Source organism: Lacticaseibacillus camelliae DSM 22697 = JCM 13995, assembly GCF_001311195.1.
Taxonomy (GTDB): Bacteria; Bacillota; Bacilli; order Lactobacillales; family Lactobacillaceae; genus Lacticaseibacillus; species Lacticaseibacillus camelliae.
In genome coordinates this window covers 26951-44918 of sequence record NZ_BBAJ01000001.1, presented here as the reverse complement: position 1 = coordinate 44918, position 17968 = coordinate 26951, and the positions used below count along the sequence as shown (strand labels likewise).

Genomic DNA, 17968 nt, shown 5'->3' with positions numbered 1-17968 from the left:
GCAGATAGTTTGCACAAAAATGGTTGCGATTGCAAAGGTTGAAGCTTCAAAAAAACAATCGTTTTCATGAAACACCACTTACTACTAAGGCTCGCGGCTAAAAAATTTTTATGATTAATTTTGGCTAAGCGCACGATCCGAACCGCTTTTGTCTGAAACGCGTACCAGTCTCGTCATTCTCTAACACAGGCCGACAAACCGCCGGCCACAAACAAAATTCTAATCGATGAATAAACCTTTAGTTAGTAAAATAATTCATACAAACCGCGACTAAGCCTCAGAAAGAGATGATAGGCCATCTCCCTAGCTTAAGGGTTTGCCCAACGCAATAACCTTCACCGCCTGTGACAGTATCCCAGGTGGTCACAGCTGAAACCGTTATCTTAAGCAAACGCCTTGACACGGCGGTTTCGGACGCATAAACTGGCAAGCGACAACTGAATTTACCACTAAGAAATAGAGGTCGCGGAAACGACGAACGCTGAGGAGTGCCTGTCACGTTGAATCAGCCGTAAGCGAATCCGCCGAAACGCATTCTGCCACAGGGGCAGGGCGCGTTGGGCCAGTTTGGGGAAACCCGCTGGACTGTCGAAGCCTAGCTTCGGAGCGCTATGATTCTGGTTTAACCACTGAAATCATCGGTCGGCCTATTTCACTTATAGGCCGGCCTTTTTACTTCTCTATTTCCCGCGTGGTTCACCAAGTTAACTTGGGACAACACGAAGGGAGTTTTTAATGATGAAGAAGCATTTCTGGGGCCGCCTTGTCAGCGGTCTCGCACTGCTCGCCGTGGCGGCGGGCATCAGCGCCGGCACGCCACAGCACGTGGCCGCCGCAACCAAGGGCACGTTCAAGGTCGGCATGGAAGCCGGCTACGCCCCGTTCAACTGGACCCAAAACACGGCCGCGAACGGCGCTGTCAGGATCCAAGGCAGCTCGGATTACGCCAACGGTTATGACGTCCAGATGGCCAAGAAGGTCGCCAAGGCCTTGGGCAAAAAGGTCGTCGTCGTCAAGACGTCCTGGAATGGCCTGCCGCCGGCATTGACCTCCGGCAAGATCGACGCCATCATCGCGGGCATGAGCCCGACGCCTGAACGCCGCAAGACCATCGATTTTACCAATACCTACTACGCCAGCAAGCTGACCGTCGTGGTACGCCGCGACAGTAAGTACGCCAAAGCCAAGAGCATCAATGATTTCAAGAACGCCAAGATCACGGCGCAGCTGTCGACCTTCCACTATCAGGCCATCAAGCAAATGAAGGGCGTCATCAAGGAACCCGCCATGGATAACTTCCCCGCCATGCGGGTGGCGCTTGAATCCGGCACCATCGACGGCTATGTCTCCGAAGTGCCTGAGGGCATCACCGCCGAAAATGCCAACCCCGATCTGACCTACCTGCGTTTCTCCAAGAAAAATGGCTTCAAGACCAACCCGGAGGACGTGGATCTGGCGATTGGGATCCGTAAGAACGACCCGGACAAGGCCAAGATCAACGCCGAGCTGGCAAAGATCCCGCAAAAAGAGCGTGATCAGTTAATGAACCAGGCCGTCGCGGACCAGCCATCCACCACCAGTCAGGGCAACTGGTTCGTCGCCCTGCTGAAGCAGTACGGCCCGATGCTCCTGCGTGGGACCGGTATGACGCTGTTCATCTCCCTGATTGGGACCGTCGTTGGTTTCCTGATCGGGTTGCTGGTCGGCATCGCCCGCACCACCCCGGTACCCAAGAACCGCGGCAAACGCGGTCTGCGGGCCATCGGCAACTGGCTGCTCGCCGTCTACATTGAAGTCTTCCGGGGCACCCCAATGATCGTCCAGGCCGCCGTCGTTTACTACGGCGCCGCCCTCGCGTTTCACGTCAACATGGACCGTACCGTGGCCGCCTTGTTCATTGTGTCTATTAACACCGGGGCTTACATCTCTGAAATCATCCGTGGGGGCATCACCTCTGTCGACTCCGGCCAGTTCGAAGCCGCACACGCGCTGGGCATGACCCACTGGCAAACCATGACCAAGGTCATCCTGCCGCAAGCGATTCGCAATTCCCTGCCGGCCGTCACCAATGAATTCATCGTCAACATCAAGGATACGTCAGTGCTGTCCGTCATCTCCGTTTCCGAACTGTTCTTCAGCGCCGAAACCGTGGCGGGTCAGAACTTCCAGTTCTTCCACACCTACCTGGTCGTCGCCGGGATCTACCTGCTGCTCACCTTTACCATCAGCCGGCTGTTCAGACTGGTCGAAAAGCGGATGGATGGGCCCAAGGATTACGATTTGATGACCAACCAGATGCAAGTTGACACCCCAAAGATCAAGTAAGGAGGACAAAAACATGTCAGAACCCATTATTGAAGTGCGTAATTTAAAAAAGTCCTTCGGCACTCACGAGGTCTTAAAGGACATCAACCTAACAGTCGACAAAGGCCAGGTGGTCTCCATCATCGGCCGCTCCGGCTCCGGCAAGTCGACCCTGCTACGCAACGTCAACCTGCTCGAAACCCCAACGGATGGCGACATTTTGTTCCACGGCAAAAGCATCCTGACCGACGACTTTAACCTGCCGCTGTACCGCGCCCATGTCGGCATGGTGTTCCAGTCGTTTAACCTGTTCAACAACCTGACTGTGCTGCAAAACGTCATGGTCGGTCAGCAAACCGTGCTCAACCGCGGCGCCGACGAGGCGAAAAAGCATGCGCTGGAACTGCTGAACAGTGTCGGCATGGATCCGTTCGTCAACGCCAAGCCGGCCCAGCTTTCCGGTGGCCAGCAGCAGCGGGTCGCCATCGCCCGGGCCGAGGCCATGGATCCCGAGGTCCTGCTGTTCGATGAGCCGACCTCGGCCCTTGACCCCGAAATGGTCGACGACGTCCTGAACGCCATGACCGCTCTGGCCCACACTGGGCTGACGATGATCATCGTCACCCACGAAATGGCTTTTGCCCGCGACGTTTCAGATAAAGTCGTCTTCATGCACGAAGGCGTCATCGCGGAAACCGGCAAGCCGGACGAACTCTTCGGTCACCCGCAGCAACAGGCCACCCAGGACTTCTTGAAGCGCTACCTGAGCCGGATCTAATCCGTCATCAGCATAAAACAGACTAACCATAGTGGCGAAGAATGATTCGATGGAATCATTCTTCGCCACTTTCGCTATCAGCTAAAGTGGTGGTAAAGCTGACAAGTCGAGCCCCCTTGTGACGCTTGAAGCCGCATATAAAAAAGAGTTTCCCGGCAAGACGACTTTTAACCGTTGGCCCAAAAATTTCCATATGTTATTTGCATTTATAAATTCTGTTATGCTATTGTGGCAAGCTTGACTGTCAGGTACGCGCCCCATTAAGCCGAATCATTTTTCCGCTGCATTGGTACCCCTTGTAAAACGTTGTGATTTTAATCATAGTGTTTGTTTATACAGGTAAAATAAGGTTGACAAGGCCAAAGTTCGTGATAGCATTCACGTGTAAGCGATTTTAACGTTGGTTTGTTACGGACAATTCCGGCATGACCTAATAACTTAAAGTTATTAGGTCATTTTTATACAGCGCTAAATTCGTGTGTACAAATATAGTCTTTGGGGTGGTGAAAGTGAAGATTACACGTCGGATCAACAACAATTTAGTACAGGTGGACGATCGCGGCACCGCGAAAATTATCGTGGGGTGCGGCGTAGGATTCAATGCGCATCCTGGCGATAAGATCGATTGGGCCCAGGTTGAATAAGTCTTTGTTCAACAGCACGATTGGTCAAAGCGATTAGCTAACGCTAGTTGTCGGTAAGCTTTGGGAAAAGGGGTGGCATCTAATTAACAGCACCGCTTGCAGCTTACTAATAACTATTTTCGTCCACAGGATAACCCGTTTGGGACCGGTCATTGTCATTTTAGCTGAGTACAAAACTCTAATTCGTGGGCTTCTGGCAGTACCTTCAGCTTACAGTGACAGGATTGACCAAACAGCAAGTTGACTTTTTCTATAATGCAATGCGGAAAAGGGGTTCAGCATGAAGAAGCAGAGAAAGATTGAATTGCTGGTTACACTAGTTTGCTCAGGGGTTTTAATGAGCCTAGCACCAACCAACAATCAGTACACTCACGCGGCAGGTAGCACGAACGACACCTCGTCGTTCTTTACGTCGTTTGAAGCAAATGAGAAGACACCAGTTCAGCTCAATCAAACTGATGCAAAGCTCGGCACCAAAGGTGTTACCGCTTCTTACGGCAGTGTTGTCGACGGTGATGTCAGTGCAGAGGTCGATAAATCAAGCATTAAAGGAAGTTCAGACTTTAACCCTGATTCGGAAACCAAGCAGAATCTATTTGATGGGAACGTAGGAACAAAATTCAATACTAACGAGAATAACGGTCAGAATATTTCGGTTAGCTTTTCACTTACGAAGCCAGAACAGATTGGGGAATATGCTATTAGCTCCGCCAATGACGAGCCTACCCGTGACCCGGCGGACTGGGAATTACTTGCCAGCAACGACGGAAAGAACTGGACTTCAATTGATAAGCAAACCAACCAGACATTCTCCGGCCGGGAAACTTACAATAATTACAAGATCAAAACCAGTAAAGCTTACGACCAGTTTAAACTGGTCGTAAGCAAAAACGGCGGTGCCCCGATGACTCAATTCTCTGGATTAGTTCTGGGGACTGGCGTCAAAGACACCGGCGCTAAATCAGAAATGGCAACTACACTCAGTAACGGGCCGACAGATGCCATTAACCAACAGAACAACGTCGGCTGGACAGGGGCGCAAGCTCTGGAAGTTAAAGGCAAGGTCACTGATTCCGGTAAGGTTTATGCCCACAATGACATTATTGATAATCTAAATCTCAAGGTACAAAAGGACACAAACCTACAGTACAAGATCTATCCGTCTGATGGTCAGCACAACTATGACAACCACTACGATTACTCGTACACACCGATGCACATGAGTGTGGACCTGGAGTTCTCAGATGGTACACACCTGAGCGACCTCAAACCTACCAGTACCGATGGGTTTGAAGTCACACCCGAAGCCCAAGGTGATTCCCGGTCACTGTACTACAACCAGTGGAACCAGATCACCACAAACATTGGTGAAATCGCCGCTGGCAAGACTATTACCAAGATGATGGTCAGCTTCGAAGACGATAACGCCACCGCTGGGAAGACCTTTGATAACTTCCTGGATGACGTAAAGGTCTTCTCTGGTAATGAAGCCAAAAGAACGATCAACAGTACAGTTGATTACGTCAACACGCTGCGCGGGACCAACTCTAACGGAAACTTTTCCCGCGGCTTGACAGTACCGGCAACGACCGTGCCAAACGGCTTCAACTTCTGGGCCCCAGTTACTGAATACGGCAATGATACGATGTATCAATACCAGCAAAATGGCGGCCGGAAATTCCAGCACATCACCATCAGTCACGAGCCATCCATTTGGGTTGGCGACCGCGGCACTTGGCAATTCATGGCTAATACTTCCATCGATGCCAGCAAGGTTCAAAGTGGTGCTGACATTGACCACACCAAGTACGAGACCAACTTCAGCCACGATGATGAAGTTGCCAAGCCTCAACTTTACTCAATCAAGTTCCCAGACGGCGGTGCCGCAGCCGGTTCTTCGATCAGCTTGACGCCAAGCATGCACGGTTCCATTACTGAGTTTAACTTTGCCGACTCGGCCAAAAACAAGAACGTAATTTTTGACTCCTCCAAGGGCGACGGTACTCTTACCTTTGACAAGGCCACCAACTCCTTCACCGAGATTACAAAGAACGGTAATAACGGCATGAAGCAGATGTACGTCTACGGGACCTTTGACCAGCCTTACACCCAGGCCAAGGTTGAAAACAGCAAACAAGGGATCGTCAGCTTCGATAGCAACAAAGTCACCATGAAGGTTGCCACCTCGTTTATCAGCGCAGAGCAAGCCAAGAAGAACTACGACCTTGAGCTGGCGCAGACCACCTTTGGTCAACTGGAAAACCAGACTACCAACGACTGGAACTCTGTGCTGAACAAGATCCAAGTCAAAGGCGCATCGGATGCTCAAAAGACCACACTTTACTCCAACCTGTACCGCCTTTACATGTATCCGACGTTCTACGGCGAAAACAAGGGCACAAATGACAAGCCACAGTGGATTCACAGTGATCCGTACAGCGGCGACATGGAGCACCCGGTCGCCAAAGATGGCGTTATGTACTACAACAACGGCTTCTGGGACACCTACCGCACTGCTTGGTCAGCTTACTCCCTACTGTCTCCTGACAAGGAAAGCAGCTACCTGAATGGCCTGACCCAGCACTTCAAGGACAGCACCTGGGTTCCGCGTTGGATCGCTCCGGGTGGCACCAACAGTATGGTCGGCACCAACCAGGACATCATCTTTGCCGATGCATTAAACAAGGGCATTCCATTCGACAGTGATGACGCTTATCAGGCAGCCTTGAAGAACGCCACAGTTAAGTCAACGGACTTGGTTAACGGTGGCCGGACTGACTTAAACCAGTCTGAATTTATTGGCTACGTTCCAGCAGAAGCCGATGACAAAGGCCTTTCATGGTCAGTCGAAGGCTACATCAGTGATTATGGCCTTTATCAGATGGCGCTTAAGAAGGGCGATAAAGGGGCAGCCGAGTACTTCAAGAACCGTGCGCTGAGCTATGTCAACCTCTTTGATGGCAGTGGCAAGACCGCGACCGATGATTGGTTCAAAGGTAAGCACACTGACGGCAGTTGGACCTCCACGCCAAGCACGTTTGATCCCCGCTCATGGGCTCATGACTACACAGAAACAAATGCGTTTGACTACGGTGCAGTACCAGTCCCGCAAGATGGTAATGGCCTAGCCAACCTGTACGGTGGTCCAGCCGGGTTGGGTCAAAAGCTCGACCAAATTGTCACCACACCAGGCGACTGGAAGCCAGGTGACTTTGTGATTCACGAAGCGCGTGAACAACGCGAAGGCAAACTGGGCGAATACGAACACAGCAACCAGCCAGGACACGACATTCTTTATATGTATGCTTTCTCCAACAAGCCTTACGAAACTCAGAAGTATGTTCGCGACATTCTGAGCCGCCTATATGTTGGCAGTGATTTCGGTCAAGGCTACTTAGGTGACGAAGATAACGGTGAAGCCTCTGCATGGTACATCCTCTCTGCACTCGGGCTGTACCCAGAGAACCTTGCGACCAACCAGTTCGTCCTGGGCTCTCCACTGTTTGATCAAGCAACCGTTCAGCTGCCAAACGGCAAGACGCTGACCGTCAACGCACCGAACAACAGCAAGACAAATGTCTACGTGGACAGCGTCACCTTTAATGGTAAGCCGGTTTCCACTCTGTACATGAACTACAAGGACCTTATGAAGGGCGGCACTTTGACCTTCAACATGTCGGCAACACCGAACAAGACACGCGGAACCCAGCCATCAGATAAGCCTGCTTCCCTGACCCAAGGCACCGAGGCGCCTTACGTCAAGACCGATGCCTTTGATAAGGCAGTCAAGATTGACAGTGCAATTCCTGATGCGAAGAACTTGACTGATAACAACAGTGACACCGCAACTGACGTGAAGAATGGTTCAACCATCGACGTCACCTTGGATAAGGCCCGCGTTGTCAGCCTGATGACCCTGACCAACATCAACAAGGATACGACCTTCAAGTCTGTCACAGTACTCGGCTCCAACGATGGCAAGAAGTGGACCAAGGTCGGCACCCAGACCAAGGTCGGCTTCACCTATGATCAACAGACCAAGCCTTACCTGGTTGACCAAAAGAACAAAGCCTTCAGCCACTATCGCATCCAGTTCAACGGCGGCGAAGGTAAGATTGGCGAAATTGAACTGCTTGGCGACATGAAAGATACGAACGCGACTGTCAAGCTGAACAATTCCAATCTGAACATTGTCAAACGCGGTCAGAAGATCAAGCTCAACGCCACCCCTACAGGTGTCAACGCCCAAGACCTGATCTGGAGCGTTCAGAAAGACGATGTTCTGTCAGTTTCCGCCGACGGCACGGTAACGGCCAAGAAATCCGGTATGAGCTACGTCTATGTGACCGCCCCTGGTGGTACCACAGCCAAGACGCTGGTCCGTGTATCAAATTAGTTACTTCTAATTAGTTAAGGAAGGATTGCAATGTCCGTATCCAAACCAAAGAACAAGCATCGCATCGTCAGTTGGCTATGTAACCTAGCTTTGTTGATTGCTTTTGGGCTATTACTACTCACTGGTATCAATCGCCTCTTCTACAACCAGGCATCTGGCACGCTTTCTTTCAGAGTCGTTCAAAGTGGGAGTATGGCCCCGCGGATGCCTGTTGGCAGCTTAATCGTCACACGATCAGTTGATCCCCACGAGATCCGCCCTGGAGACATTATCTCCACTAATGTCGATGGCACCGTACTAACCCACAGAGTTGTCGCTATACCCAAAAGATCAGGTGACATACGATTTGAAACCAAAGGCGATGCTAATACTTATGAAGATACCAGACTGACTTCGTGCGCAAATGTGCTTGGTAAGTTAATGCTGGTGATTCCCTACCTTGGATACGTTGCCTTGTTCTTCCAGCAGCCAGCTGGCTGGCTTTCGCAGCCAGCGTATTAATTGGGCTATGGCTACTACGCCAAATCATTATCCTAGCTCAGAAGGAGAAGAAAGATCATGAAAAAGTTCCATATTAGTAACCGTGGCAAAATTGCAGCAGCCCTAGCGGCATTACTGCTGAGCGTTGGCGGCGGCACCTACGCCTGGTTCACTGCTAGTAGCGAGTCTACGCAAAACATCTCAATTGGCACGATGCGCACAACCACTAACATTCCCACCCCGGACGTCTCAAAAAATTACGAACCGGGGACCCAGGTAGATTTGCCTGGTACGATTTCCAACAAAGGCTCCCTGGCAAGTGTTACGCGCATCAAAAACGCCAATCAAATCAAGTTTGCTTACGCAGATAACGACATGAAGGTGATTCCAGCCGCTCAGCGCAAGTTCGAAGCTGCGTCATCTAACGCTATCAACTTTGTCTTTGGCCCAGCGTCTGGTGATTACTTCGACAACGATGGTGCTTACTGGTTCACTGATAAGTCTGGCGCAACTTACGTTCTGTTGGATCCGGGCACGACGGTTAACATCAAGGCGATTGATTCCTTCAACGGTGACGTGATGGGCAACCAATACCAAGGTGCAGCCATCAAGCTTGACCTCCAGACGGAGACTACGCAGGTGCTCGACGGTGCCATGAAGAAGTCGTTTGGACTCACTCAAGACGACCTTCTGCCATTGGAAAATCCAACGACAAGGTCCTCTAAGGACGCCTCAGCGACCCATGCACAAGCGCAGCACGCATTGGCACACCTGCGCGCACTCGCCAATCGGTAACTCACTTACCTTTCCAAACACTGTATTAAATCATTGCTGTCATACGTCTTAGGTTTTAGTTCTAGAAATACCCTTATTATCACCTAGTATTACACAGAATTTACAACACACTATTGGCTGTCTCCGAACGCAGCGAATACGAGGCCCTGTCGCCGTTACCGGATGAAGAATCGGAATTCATTCGATGATGGTGGTGGGGCTTTTGCGTTCCTAATGACTACCGCTGAATCGCCAGCTCGCAATCCCTTTTTCGGCTCTATGTCAACTGGTGTTGAAGACTAAATTTTACCCATTTAGAGGTCCTCTCTTTTCATACAAAATTAAGGCAATCGACCAATCGTCGGTTGCCTTTTTCGTCCCGTTTAGTGGCGGCCCTGGGCTTATGAACTATCCCCACGACTTAGCTGACGCAGGTGTTACTTACCTCATTGGCGGCGAGGAGGTCAGGGTCCACTCAATACAGCTCTTATGCACGCCGACGGTTGCGTGCGCATATGGCGCAATCGTGAGAGTCGGGTTCGACACCGTGCCATCGGGCAGTTGACTGCCGGTCACATTAAAAAGCTCTGTCTCGCTGTTATTGTCTGTCAGCGTGTGAATGGCCCCATTGTAAGAAAAGGCCAGGTGCGCGCTGCCGGCTTGGTAGCCTGGTCCTAGCTGAAAAGACGCCATTTTGGCTGTCAGGCGATTAGTCGCGCCATCAGGAATCGCGGCAGAAATGTTCCCCGAGGCAATGCCCGGCTTGGCGTTCAGCCATCGATCAGCTCACCCACGGTGATTTTCGGTGCATCACCTTCACCAAACTTGAAGCTCGGTACCGCATCGAGGGTCAGCGGCTCCGGAACCACAGCTGGCAGCGAAACATTGGCCGTCGCCTGGCCGTTATTGCCAATCACGGTCCCGGCAGATACGGTTTCGGCGCCACCAACCTCTCTTGCGATGATCGGCGCGCTGAACTTAAGCGTCTGCACCGTCATGTTTTTAGGAAAAGGCGGCACAGTATCTAGGGCGATCTTATTCACATACCTCACCGAATTGCCTGCCCGGTCAGTTATATCGCCGGGCTGTTCACCGGCCGGGATATCGGCTAACAGCTCCTTCCCGCCGCCTAGGTCTAGGTGAATGTTACCATCGTTAGCCACCACAAACCCGTAATGACTGCCGGTTAGCAGCTGGGCGTACAAGGCGCTCTGCTGCCCACCACTCGGTTGCGGCCAGGCTTGAAGGCTGGCGTTTGGATCGTAGGTGATGGTGTAGTCCTGGCTCAGGACGGATCGCGGATACACAGTGCCTTGAGTCACCTCGGCCGTCATACCGTTATCCAACACCCCGGGAATGCTCTGAAAAGCGACCACTGCATCTTCAACGTACGCCCCAGCCGTCCCAGTGAAGCCCCAGTAAACGGTTGTGCCGTCAAAGTACCGCGCGACATCATCTTGAGACCAGGTCAGTGACTGGTCAACAACCTCGCTGCCAACCGCGAATTGAAACGAGAACGTGCCGCCACCGTCCCCTGCTGCCTCCCAATGAATGTGCAGCGGGTGCCACGTGCCGTCAGTCATCGCATTATCGAGCGCCTGGTAGCCGCCCAAGCCCGGATCGCCATAACTGTTGCCCGAAGCCCACTGAATCGGCAAGTCTTCTAGCCCAGTACCCAGCATTCCTAAGCTTTTGGCGGACTGGTTAGGTTGCGCTGGATAACCCCAACCGACATACTGACCGGCCCCTTTTTGGACAACGTTATGGTCCTGGCGATCGTGATTATCCGTGGTATCAAAGGCAATGGCAAAGCTCTTGGGCAGCGCGGCCATTTTCGCGCCATCTCTAAGCTGAGACCGCCAGATACCAAGCGCCGAGCCAATGCCATAGACCTGGGTTGGTTTGGCGCCGCTCATGACGAACGCCATGCCGTCGCCTAAATCTGTGCCCGAATTAAAGTAAAGGTTCATTCGTGCATCGAAGCTCTTGGTCAGATCCAGCGTATAGGTGCTCCAAATCGAGCCGCTTTGGGTCGGCCCATCCGTCACCTTTACAGCGACGTGGTTCCCATCTCCATTTGTTAGAACTTTGCTGGAGTCCTTCGTTCCAGAAAGGGGGCTCATCACCTCTTCAAAAGGGACAAAGGCCGGGAGCCCCGTGGCAGGATCAATCGGTTCCGGGTACGATCCGGTCAGCCATGGCAAGTAATCTGCGGCCGGCGCGGCCTGAACCACGGCGGTCCGACTGCCGATAGCCAGGCTCCCGCCACAATGGCTGAGACAAGCGCAAAACGTTTATGCTTCACGATCATCCCTCCTCACCATCGCTGCCAGGCCCAAACTGCCAATCACAACTCCGCCAAGAATCACTAGCCAGTGGTTGGTCTGATCACCGGTGTGCGGCAACTGCCGCGTGTCACCGGTGCCAGGCAGTCGGTCACGCGGGGAATAGTGCACGACCGACGGAGGGGCCGGTTTCTGCTGCGGCGGCGTTTTGCCAGTCACCACGAACTCGGCAACAGTCGCCCCTGATTCGGCGCTTGCACCCACCATTGAGGCCGGCGCGGCAATCACCGCCAGTACGAGCATGATCAACCCAATTCGTATTCGGTGCATCAAGCCTCCCTCCTTTCACGAAGCAGCGACTTACTTGGCCGGTGCAGCACCCACCAGCAGGCCGCGACCACTACCAGAAGCGCGAGGCCAATCAGCGCCCAGCCCCACCACGGCATGACGAACCGCCGCTTAAGGCCGACCTCCTTGTTGATACTCTCCGCTTCACCGACCAGAATGGAAAAATTGCGGCGAAACTGCCAATGCCCATGCGGCCCGGTCACCGCCAGATTCAGCGTGTAGTCGCCGGGGTCCAGCGCCTTCTGGTTCGTTACCGCAAAATTAAAATGCGAGTTAGGGGCCACGGCGTAATTAGCCGCCTCGCGCTGCATGACGACCGTCTTTTGATCGCGCCTGGTGACGGTCGCCTTCAGCCGCATTTTGCCCCAATAAGTCGGTCGATCGTTTTGCAGGGTCGCCAGCACACTGGGCTGGTTATCGTGCACGCCGGCGCCACCCGCAGCAGTTTCAAGTGCGGGACGATGCCATTGATCGCGCCGGTCGAGGTTTGCAGCTGCACGCCGACGACCGTGGCAAACCGATTCTTGATGGCCACCCCGCCACTTTCTTCGCCGCCCGACCGCTCATTATCCACGAGATATAGCGCACCCAACAGGACCCCCCGGAACCCATCCGGGGGATTTTGAGCGGGACCGTGACGGTTTTCACTTCCTTGGGTGCCAGGGTCAGCGTCATTGGTGCCGGCCCCAGATCAGTCAGCCGGTGCTCGGCCGAGTCGTCCGCCGGCGCACCGGGGCTGTAACTGACCTGCCCATTCGACTGCGACCATGCGTCAGTCACGCTCAGGCGCACGTGCCGCACTTCCGCCGTCCGGTTGGTAACCGAAAGCGATAGGTTCTGTGTTGTCCCCGGCTTTACCACCAGATCATAGTAATTCGACACCGCCGAGCGTGATTCTCAGGGATTTGTGGGCTCACCGAAAAACTCGCGCCTTCCGCCTGCACCACGTGCCCGGTTTGCAGCCAAAAACTGCCGGCGATCAGGATCACACCCATCAACCATTTCCGCACCTTCACGCCTGTTCCCCCAATCTATAAGCAAAACGACCAAGACAATTCCTTGGCCGTCATGGTGTCACCCGTAGAGATTTAGTTCATCTCAGGTGTGCCAGCCAGCGTCCAGGTGACAAGCGCATCGTACTGACCAGTGGTGGCGCTAGCATTTGATGCAATATCAAATGTCGTGCCATTGTCTACAGTCGCATCGTTAGTACCGGCCCCTTCGCCAGGAGTCGCAGGATGCTGAGCATCAGTTCCAGCAACAGCGGCCTTTGCTTGCCAGATTTGAACGTTTGCACCGCCAGCCGTCAAGGTGCCTGCAACAGTATTCCCTGCCGCTGTCACGTCCGCATTGGTAAACATAGAGATTGGTGCGTGCAACGTCAGCGTGCCTTCCAGGGTGGTCTTGCCATTTGTCGGTTTGCCAACCTGAGCAGACAAGTTCCATCCGGCATTAGTGCCGCGATAGTCCAAGACTTCAATGAGTCCTTTTTGGTTCTCAGCATTATCGTTGGTTTTAGTCTCCACATTTCCATCCGCATACTTCAAAGTTACCCCGCTGATGATATTTCCAACCTTAGGGTCGGCTCCGTTGCTAGTACCATCAAGATTAAATCTTAGGTCCGGAATCTTGTTAAGAATAAGATCCTTGTCATTACCAGTGTCGCCGCCATCTGTACCACCGCTACCGGCCTCTACCTTGAACTCGGCGTTGGTTGTTCCTTGGGCATTTCCATTGGCATCTGCCGCAAATACGCTTTGCACTCCTGTCAGTGCACCTGCCGCCGTCATTGCCACGACCGCGGCCGTCACAAATAATGTCTTTTTCATTCCTAATACCCTCCTTGATTGACGTGATGCAATCCGTCGTCAAAAACAAATCGTTAGAGTTTTCGCCAGTATCACTACTCTAAACAAGGGGAGTATAAACGCGCGCCGCTGTGCGTTGGTGGTGACTTCAGCAGTCCTGACCATTATTGGTCATCCTGAACGGAACTGCCCAGTACGCGGGTGCTTATGCTTGTAGACCAAAAAGGGACCCGACTACAATGCAGTCGGAGTCTATTCACTTCGCCAGAGTCGAGCTTTCTGTGTGAGGAGAAGATAATGTGCAAAATTCCAGCGATCTAAGGGTGCGCAAGACGCACCGCGCCATCACCAACGCGTTTTATGCGCTGCTGAGAGAGCAGTCCTTTGAAACCATCAGCGTGCGCCAGCTCGCCAGCCGCGCGGAAATTGGCCAAAGCACTTTTTACAATCACTATCAGGATAAGTACGCCCTAGCCTGCGCGCTGATTGAGGAGACAACTGAGCAGCTCACGGCATTGTTCCTGAACCGGTGTCCCATCAACCTGGTCGTCTCTTCCTGCCAAGAAAATCCTGACCTGCTGCCTCACGCGAAGCTGTTGAGCAACATCAACACGGCTGAGGCCAGCTTTCAGCAGATCGCCATCCAGCACATTACTTGCCTATTTCAACGGGACCTCAGTCGGCGCGGGATCAAGCTGACCTGCTCCCTCGCGGTCTCGCAGCATCTGGCCGTCCTCACGTACAGTTTCATCAGCCAACTTATCAATGACCAGGCGCTGACAAACCTGCCCGTACAAGTTAACGAATTCAACCAAGTTTTGGCCACTCTGGGCTTACCGGGACCAGCGACAACCACCAAAACTATTAACCATCAACTCTGATCACTTGCCAGTTGACCCTTTATATGGAAGTAAAAATGATTCATCCTGTTGAACGTAAAATGGCCCGCCGAAAAAATTAGTGCTTATTTGCCCGCTGACTTGCGCCTTAACAGCATTTGAACCACTTTTCTGAAAAAAGCTTAGGCTTATTCTCCCTTCTCCACAGTCAAAAAGGCGGTGCAACCACTCGGGGCTGCACCGCCTTGTTATCACTATCTAATTACGCCTCGTCAGCCGACGTTCAGGATCCACATGAACCCAATGAAGACGAAGAACAGCCCGTACATGATTGGGGATACTTCCTTGCCGCGGTGCGCCGCAATCATCGTGATCGGATACATGATAAAGCCCAGCGCAATGCCGTCGGAGATGCTGTAGGTCAGCGGCATGCCGATCATGATCAGAAACGACGGAATGGCAATTTCCAGTTTCGACCAGTTGATATTCTTTAGTGACTGCGCCATCAGCACGCCGACGATGATGAGTGCCGGGGCAGTGACTTGGTCAGTAACGACTGAGAGCAGTGGCGAGAAAATCATGCCGACTAGGAACATCACGCCGGTGGTGATGGCGGTGAGACCAGTGCGGCCGCCGACCGCGATGCCGGCTGAGGATTCAACATAGGCCCCAACAGGACTGGTGCCGAGCACTGAGCCGACCAGCATGGCCGTGGAGTCTGAGGCCAGCGCCTTGCCGACGCGCGGCATTTTATTGTCCTTCATGAACCCTGCCTGGTTGGCCAGGCCGACCAGGGTGCCCGCTGTATCAAAGAACGTGACCAGCAGGAAGGTGAGGACCACGACTGCCAGTTGCAACGTATTAATGTCGCCGACATGCCTGATGGCCACGCCGAATGTCGGTTTAAGACTGGGCGCCAAGGAAATCAGCCGGCTCGGTGCTTGATTTGACCGGTGACGAGACCAAGGATGATGGTCAACACCATCCCGATGAAAATCCCGCCTGGGACTTTTTTAACCATCAGAATCGCAGTCACGATCAACCCAAAAATGGTCAGCCACACCAGCGGATTCTCGAGCGAACCCAGACCGACAATTGTCGACTTGTTGGCGGTGATCAGCTTGCCGTTGCTCAGCCCCAAAAAGGCGATGAACAACCCAATCCCGCCGGAAATCGCGTACTTCAGGTCGGCAGGGATCGCATCGATGATCATTTCCCGCAGCTTGAAGATCGTGATCAAAATGAAAATCAGACTGGCGACGAACACCCCGGCCAGCGCGGTTTGCCAAGGGATCTTCATGCCAATGACGACCGAGTACGCGAAGAAGGCGTTAATGCCCAAAGCCGGTGCCGTGGCGATCGGGTAGCGGGCCAGCGCCCCCATCAGGATACAGCCCAGTGCACTGGCTAAGGCGGTCGCCGTGAAGACGGCGCCCTTGTCCATTCCGGCCGCGCCGAGCACGGACGGGTTGACGAACAAGATGTAGGCCATCGAGATAAACGTGGTGAAGCCCGCCAGGATTTCCCGGCGCACCGTGGTGCCCAGTTCATCGACCTCGAAGTAATCTAGAAGCTTTTGTTTCATGAATAATTGCCTGCTTTCTGAAAGTTTCATTTCAGCACGCAACCCATCATAGAATATTCGGCTAAAATTGTAAATAGTACAACTGGACTAATTTAATGTTCGTGTTTTAGCCGATTTTAGGCAAAAAGAGAAGCCGACCTTCACCGGCTTCTCTCTCTTGTTCGGATTTGTTAGTCCTTTGCCCCGTCCTCGTTGACCCGCGAGATCAGCACGTTATTAGTTGAACCTGCCTGGTATAAGGGCAGCCCGACCACAATGACGATCACGTCACCTGCAGCCACCACCCCTTCTTTGATCAGGCGCTTTTCAGCCTGTGCGATCAAGTCTTCATAGGCGTCGCCCTTCGGCAGCACCATTGGGGTCACACCCCATGACAGCAACAGCTGAGACGCGGTGCGCTCAGTGTAAGTCAGCGCAATGATCGGCGCCGCCGGCTTCAACCGGCTGATCTGACGGGCGGTGTAGCCGCTGGAGGTCAGTGTGATGATGGCCTTGGCGGAAACGCGCTCGGCGGCAGTGACCGCAGCGATCGCCGTCGTCGTGGTGATGGAACCACTTTGCTTCAGTTCGTTCAACACGGGGCTGTGCAGCGGCCGCATTTTATCTGCACGCTCGTCGATCACAGCCATGGTGTGGACGGATTCGACCGGGTAGTCCCCGTTGGCGGATTCGCCGGAGAGCATAGTGGCATCGGTGCCTTGCAGCACCGCAAACGCAACGTCGGTGACTTCGGCACGCGTCGGCCGCGGGTTCTCCTGCATCGAATCCAGCATCTGGGTCGCGGTGATGACCGGCTTGCCGATCAGGTTGGCCTTGTGAATCAGCTCCTGCTCAACGGCTGGCACTTCTTCGTAAGGGATCTCGACGCCCATATCGCCACGCGCCACCATGACGCCATCGGCGAGCCGGATAATCTCGTCGGCGTTGTTAATGCCTTCCTGCGACTCGATCTTAGGGATGATCAGCACGTCCTGGCCGCCGACTTCTTCCAGCAAGTCACGCAGGTCCTGGACATCGCTTGGCTTGCGGACAAAGCTGGCCGCGATGAAGTGAATGCCCTGCTCGACCCCAAACTTGATGTCGTCGCGGTCCTTGTCTGTCAGCCCCTTCAGTTTCAGGGACACGCCAGGGGCATTGACGCCCTTCTTGCTGCCGAGTTCCGCCGGGTTCTGCACGCCCAGGGTCAGCTCGCGCTTCTTGGCGTCCTTCGACAAAATGGTCGTGCCGAGCAGACCGTCGTCAAACAGGATCTGGCCGCCGACTTCCACGTCGTCAAAGAGGCCGGCGTAGGTCACGTCAATGCGGTCCTTGACGTTTTGGATGCCCGTGTTCATCGTCAGGATGATCTTGTCGCCGGTTTCGTAATGGAACACGGCGTCGTCAACGTTTTCACCGGTGCGGATCTCGGCGCCCTTGGTGTCGAGCATCAGCCCCACCTTGATGCCGGTTTCTTTCATTGCCTGCTTGACCAGGTTCATCCGGCCCAGCTGCTCAGGATGATCACCGTGAGAAAAGTTAAAGCGGAACACATTGGCCCCAGCGTGGATCAAGGCGACGATGGTCTCTAAGTCATTGGATGCCGGCCCCAGAGTCGACACGATTTTTGTCTTGCGCATGTTTGTCCTCCATACTCTTAATTGCCCTACTTAAGTTGACTACGTGAATGCAGTCACAAGCTTATTTTAGAGGAATCCAGCCAATAATACAAACGCTTTCTTTTACCAATC

The 17968-nt window shown here is 53.3% G+C and carries 14 protein-coding genes, 2 pseudogenes and 1 riboswitch; of the genes and pseudogenes, 7 read left to right on the top strand and 9 right to left on the bottom strand.

Annotated elements, in window-relative coordinates; genetic code table 11:
• Nucleotides 1-449 precede the first annotated feature (449 nt).
• Nucleotides 450-620, top strand: a riboswitch (Lysine riboswitch).
• Between the two features lie 118 nt (nucleotides 621-738).
• The 6 genes from JCM13995_RS00190 (at nucleotide 739) to JCM13995_RS00170 (ending at nucleotide 9397) form a co-directional block, all read left to right on the top strand.
• Nucleotides 739-2325, top strand: a complete 1587-nt coding sequence (locus JCM13995_RS00190) for an ABC transporter permease subunit (RefSeq protein WP_082397639.1) — start codon at nucleotides 739-741, stop codon at nucleotides 2323-2325.
• 13 nt (nucleotides 2326-2338) lie between these two features.
• Nucleotides 2339-3082 (top strand): amino acid ABC transporter ATP-binding protein, encoded by a 744-nt coding sequence (locus JCM13995_RS00185; protein WP_054661310.1) that lies wholly within the window; start codon nucleotides 2339-2341, stop codon nucleotides 3080-3082.
• A 476-nt stretch (nucleotides 3083-3558) separates the two neighbouring features.
• Entirely contained in the window at nucleotides 3559-3726 is a 168-nt protein-coding gene (locus JCM13995_RS17375) for a CAT RNA binding domain-containing protein (RefSeq protein ID WP_369385568.1), read from the top strand.
• Between the two features lie 337 nt (nucleotides 3727-4063).
• On the top strand, nucleotides 4064-8122 hold the full coding sequence (locus JCM13995_RS00180; RefSeq protein WP_225350600.1) for a GH92 family glycosyl hydrolase: 4059 nt from the start codon (nucleotides 4064-4066) through the stop codon (nucleotides 8120-8122).
• A 30-nt stretch (nucleotides 8123-8152) separates the two neighbouring features.
• A complete protein-coding gene (locus JCM13995_RS00175) occupies nucleotides 8153-8623 on the top strand; it encodes a signal peptidase I (protein ID WP_054661304.1) in 471 nt (156 codons plus the stop codon).
• 57 nt (nucleotides 8624-8680) lie between these two features.
• Nucleotides 8681-9397, top strand: coding sequence for a TasA family protein (locus tag JCM13995_RS00170; RefSeq protein ID WP_054661301.1), 717 nt, complete (start codon nucleotides 8681-8683; stop codon nucleotides 9395-9397).
• Between the two features lie 749 nt (nucleotides 9398-10146).
• Here JCM13995_RS00170 and JCM13995_RS00160 read toward each other — a convergent pair.
• The 7 genes and pseudogenes from JCM13995_RS00160 to JCM13995_RS00140 all read right to left on the bottom strand — a co-directional run bounded on the left by JCM13995_RS00160 (nucleotide 10147) and on the right by JCM13995_RS00140 (nucleotide 13838).
• Nucleotides 10147-11610, bottom strand: a complete 1464-nt coding sequence (locus tag JCM13995_RS00160; protein WP_054661295.1) for a lectin-like domain-containing protein — start codon at nucleotides 11608-11610, stop codon at nucleotides 10147-10149.
• Nucleotides 11611-11670: 60 nt separating this feature from the next.
• Nucleotides 11671-11991, bottom strand: coding sequence for an LPXTG cell wall anchor domain-containing protein (locus tag JCM13995_RS00155; protein WP_054661292.1), 321 nt, complete (start codon nucleotides 11989-11991; stop codon nucleotides 11671-11673).
• Entirely contained in the window at nucleotides 11991-12434 is a 444-nt protein-coding gene (locus JCM13995_RS00150; RefSeq protein ID WP_082397631.1) for a DUF3324 domain-containing protein, read from the bottom strand. Before JCM13995_RS00150 ends, JCM13995_RS00155 begins: the two co-directional genes overlap by 1 nt.
• Complete coding sequence (locus JCM13995_RS15290; RefSeq protein WP_054661286.1) at nucleotides 12359-12601, bottom strand: hypothetical protein; 243 nt, start codon at nucleotides 12599-12601, stop codon at nucleotides 12359-12361. The genes JCM13995_RS00150 and JCM13995_RS15290 overlap by 76 nt, the downstream gene beginning before the upstream one ends.
• A gap of 65 nt (nucleotides 12602-12666) precedes the next feature.
• Nucleotides 12667-12870: pseudogene (locus JCM13995_RS17370) on the bottom strand (WxL protein peptidoglycan domain-containing protein); the annotation flags it as partial.
• Nucleotides 12864-13025: a hypothetical protein gene (locus JCM13995_RS14160; protein WP_156314253.1), complete on the bottom strand. Its 162-nt coding sequence runs from the start codon at nucleotides 13023-13025 to the stop codon at nucleotides 12864-12866. The pseudogene JCM13995_RS17370 and the gene JCM13995_RS14160, both read right to left, overlap by 7 nt.
• Nucleotides 13026-13097: 72 nt before the next feature.
• Complete coding sequence (locus tag JCM13995_RS00140; protein WP_054661283.1) at nucleotides 13098-13838, bottom strand: WxL domain-containing protein; 741 nt, start codon at nucleotides 13836-13838, stop codon at nucleotides 13098-13100.
• Between the two features lie 278 nt (nucleotides 13839-14116).
• On the opposite strand from JCM13995_RS00140, the gene JCM13995_RS00135 reads away from it, so the two are divergent.
• The gene (locus JCM13995_RS00135; protein ID WP_054661280.1) at nucleotides 14117-14698 is read left to right on the top strand and encodes a TetR/AcrR family transcriptional regulator; all 582 of its coding nucleotides are present in this window, start codon (nucleotides 14117-14119) and stop codon (nucleotides 14696-14698) included.
• Nucleotides 14699-14928: 230 nt separating this feature from the next.
• Here JCM13995_RS00135 and JCM13995_RS00130 read toward each other — a convergent pair.
• Together JCM13995_RS00130 and pyk are read right to left on the bottom strand one after the other, a co-directional pair.
• Nucleotides 14929-16241, bottom strand: a pseudogene (locus JCM13995_RS00130) (NCS2 family permease).
• Between the two features lie 170 nt (nucleotides 16242-16411).
• Nucleotides 16412-17857, bottom strand: a complete 1446-nt coding sequence (pyk, locus tag JCM13995_RS00125; RefSeq protein WP_054661278.1) for a pyruvate kinase — start codon at nucleotides 17855-17857, stop codon at nucleotides 16412-16414.
• Between the last annotated feature and the right edge of the window lie 111 nt (nucleotides 17858-17968).

Bases quoted from the DNA above. Each gene is read 5' to 3' on its own strand.
- JCM13995_RS00155 (WP_054661292.1), bottom strand. From the start codon at position 11,991: ATGCACCGAATACGAATTGGGTTGATCATGCTCGTACTGGCGGTGATT.
- JCM13995_RS00140 (WP_054661283.1), bottom strand. From the start codon at position 13,838: ATGAAAAAGACATTATTTGTGACGGCCGCGGTCGTGGCAATGACGGCG.
- JCM13995_RS00170 (WP_054661301.1), top strand. From the start codon at position 8,681: ATGAAAAAGTTCCATATTAGTAACCGTGGCAAAATTGCAGCAGCCCTA.
- JCM13995_RS00185 (WP_054661310.1), top strand. From the start codon at position 2,339: ATGTCAGAACCCATTATTGAAGTGCGTAATTTAAAAAAGTCCTTCGGC.
- JCM13995_RS00180 (WP_225350600.1), top strand. From the start codon at position 4,064: ATGAGCCTAGCACCAACCAACAATCAGTACACTCACGCGGCAGGTAGC.
- JCM13995_RS00190 (WP_082397639.1), top strand. From the start codon at position 739: ATGAAGAAGCATTTCTGGGGCCGCCTTGTCAGCGGTCTCGCACTGCTC.
- JCM13995_RS00175 (WP_054661304.1), top strand. From the start codon at position 8,153: ATGTCCGTATCCAAACCAAAGAACAAGCATCGCATCGTCAGTTGGCTA.
- pyk (WP_054661278.1), bottom strand. From the start codon at position 17,857: ATGCGCAAGACAAAAATCGTGTCGACTCTGGGGCCGGCATCCAATGAC.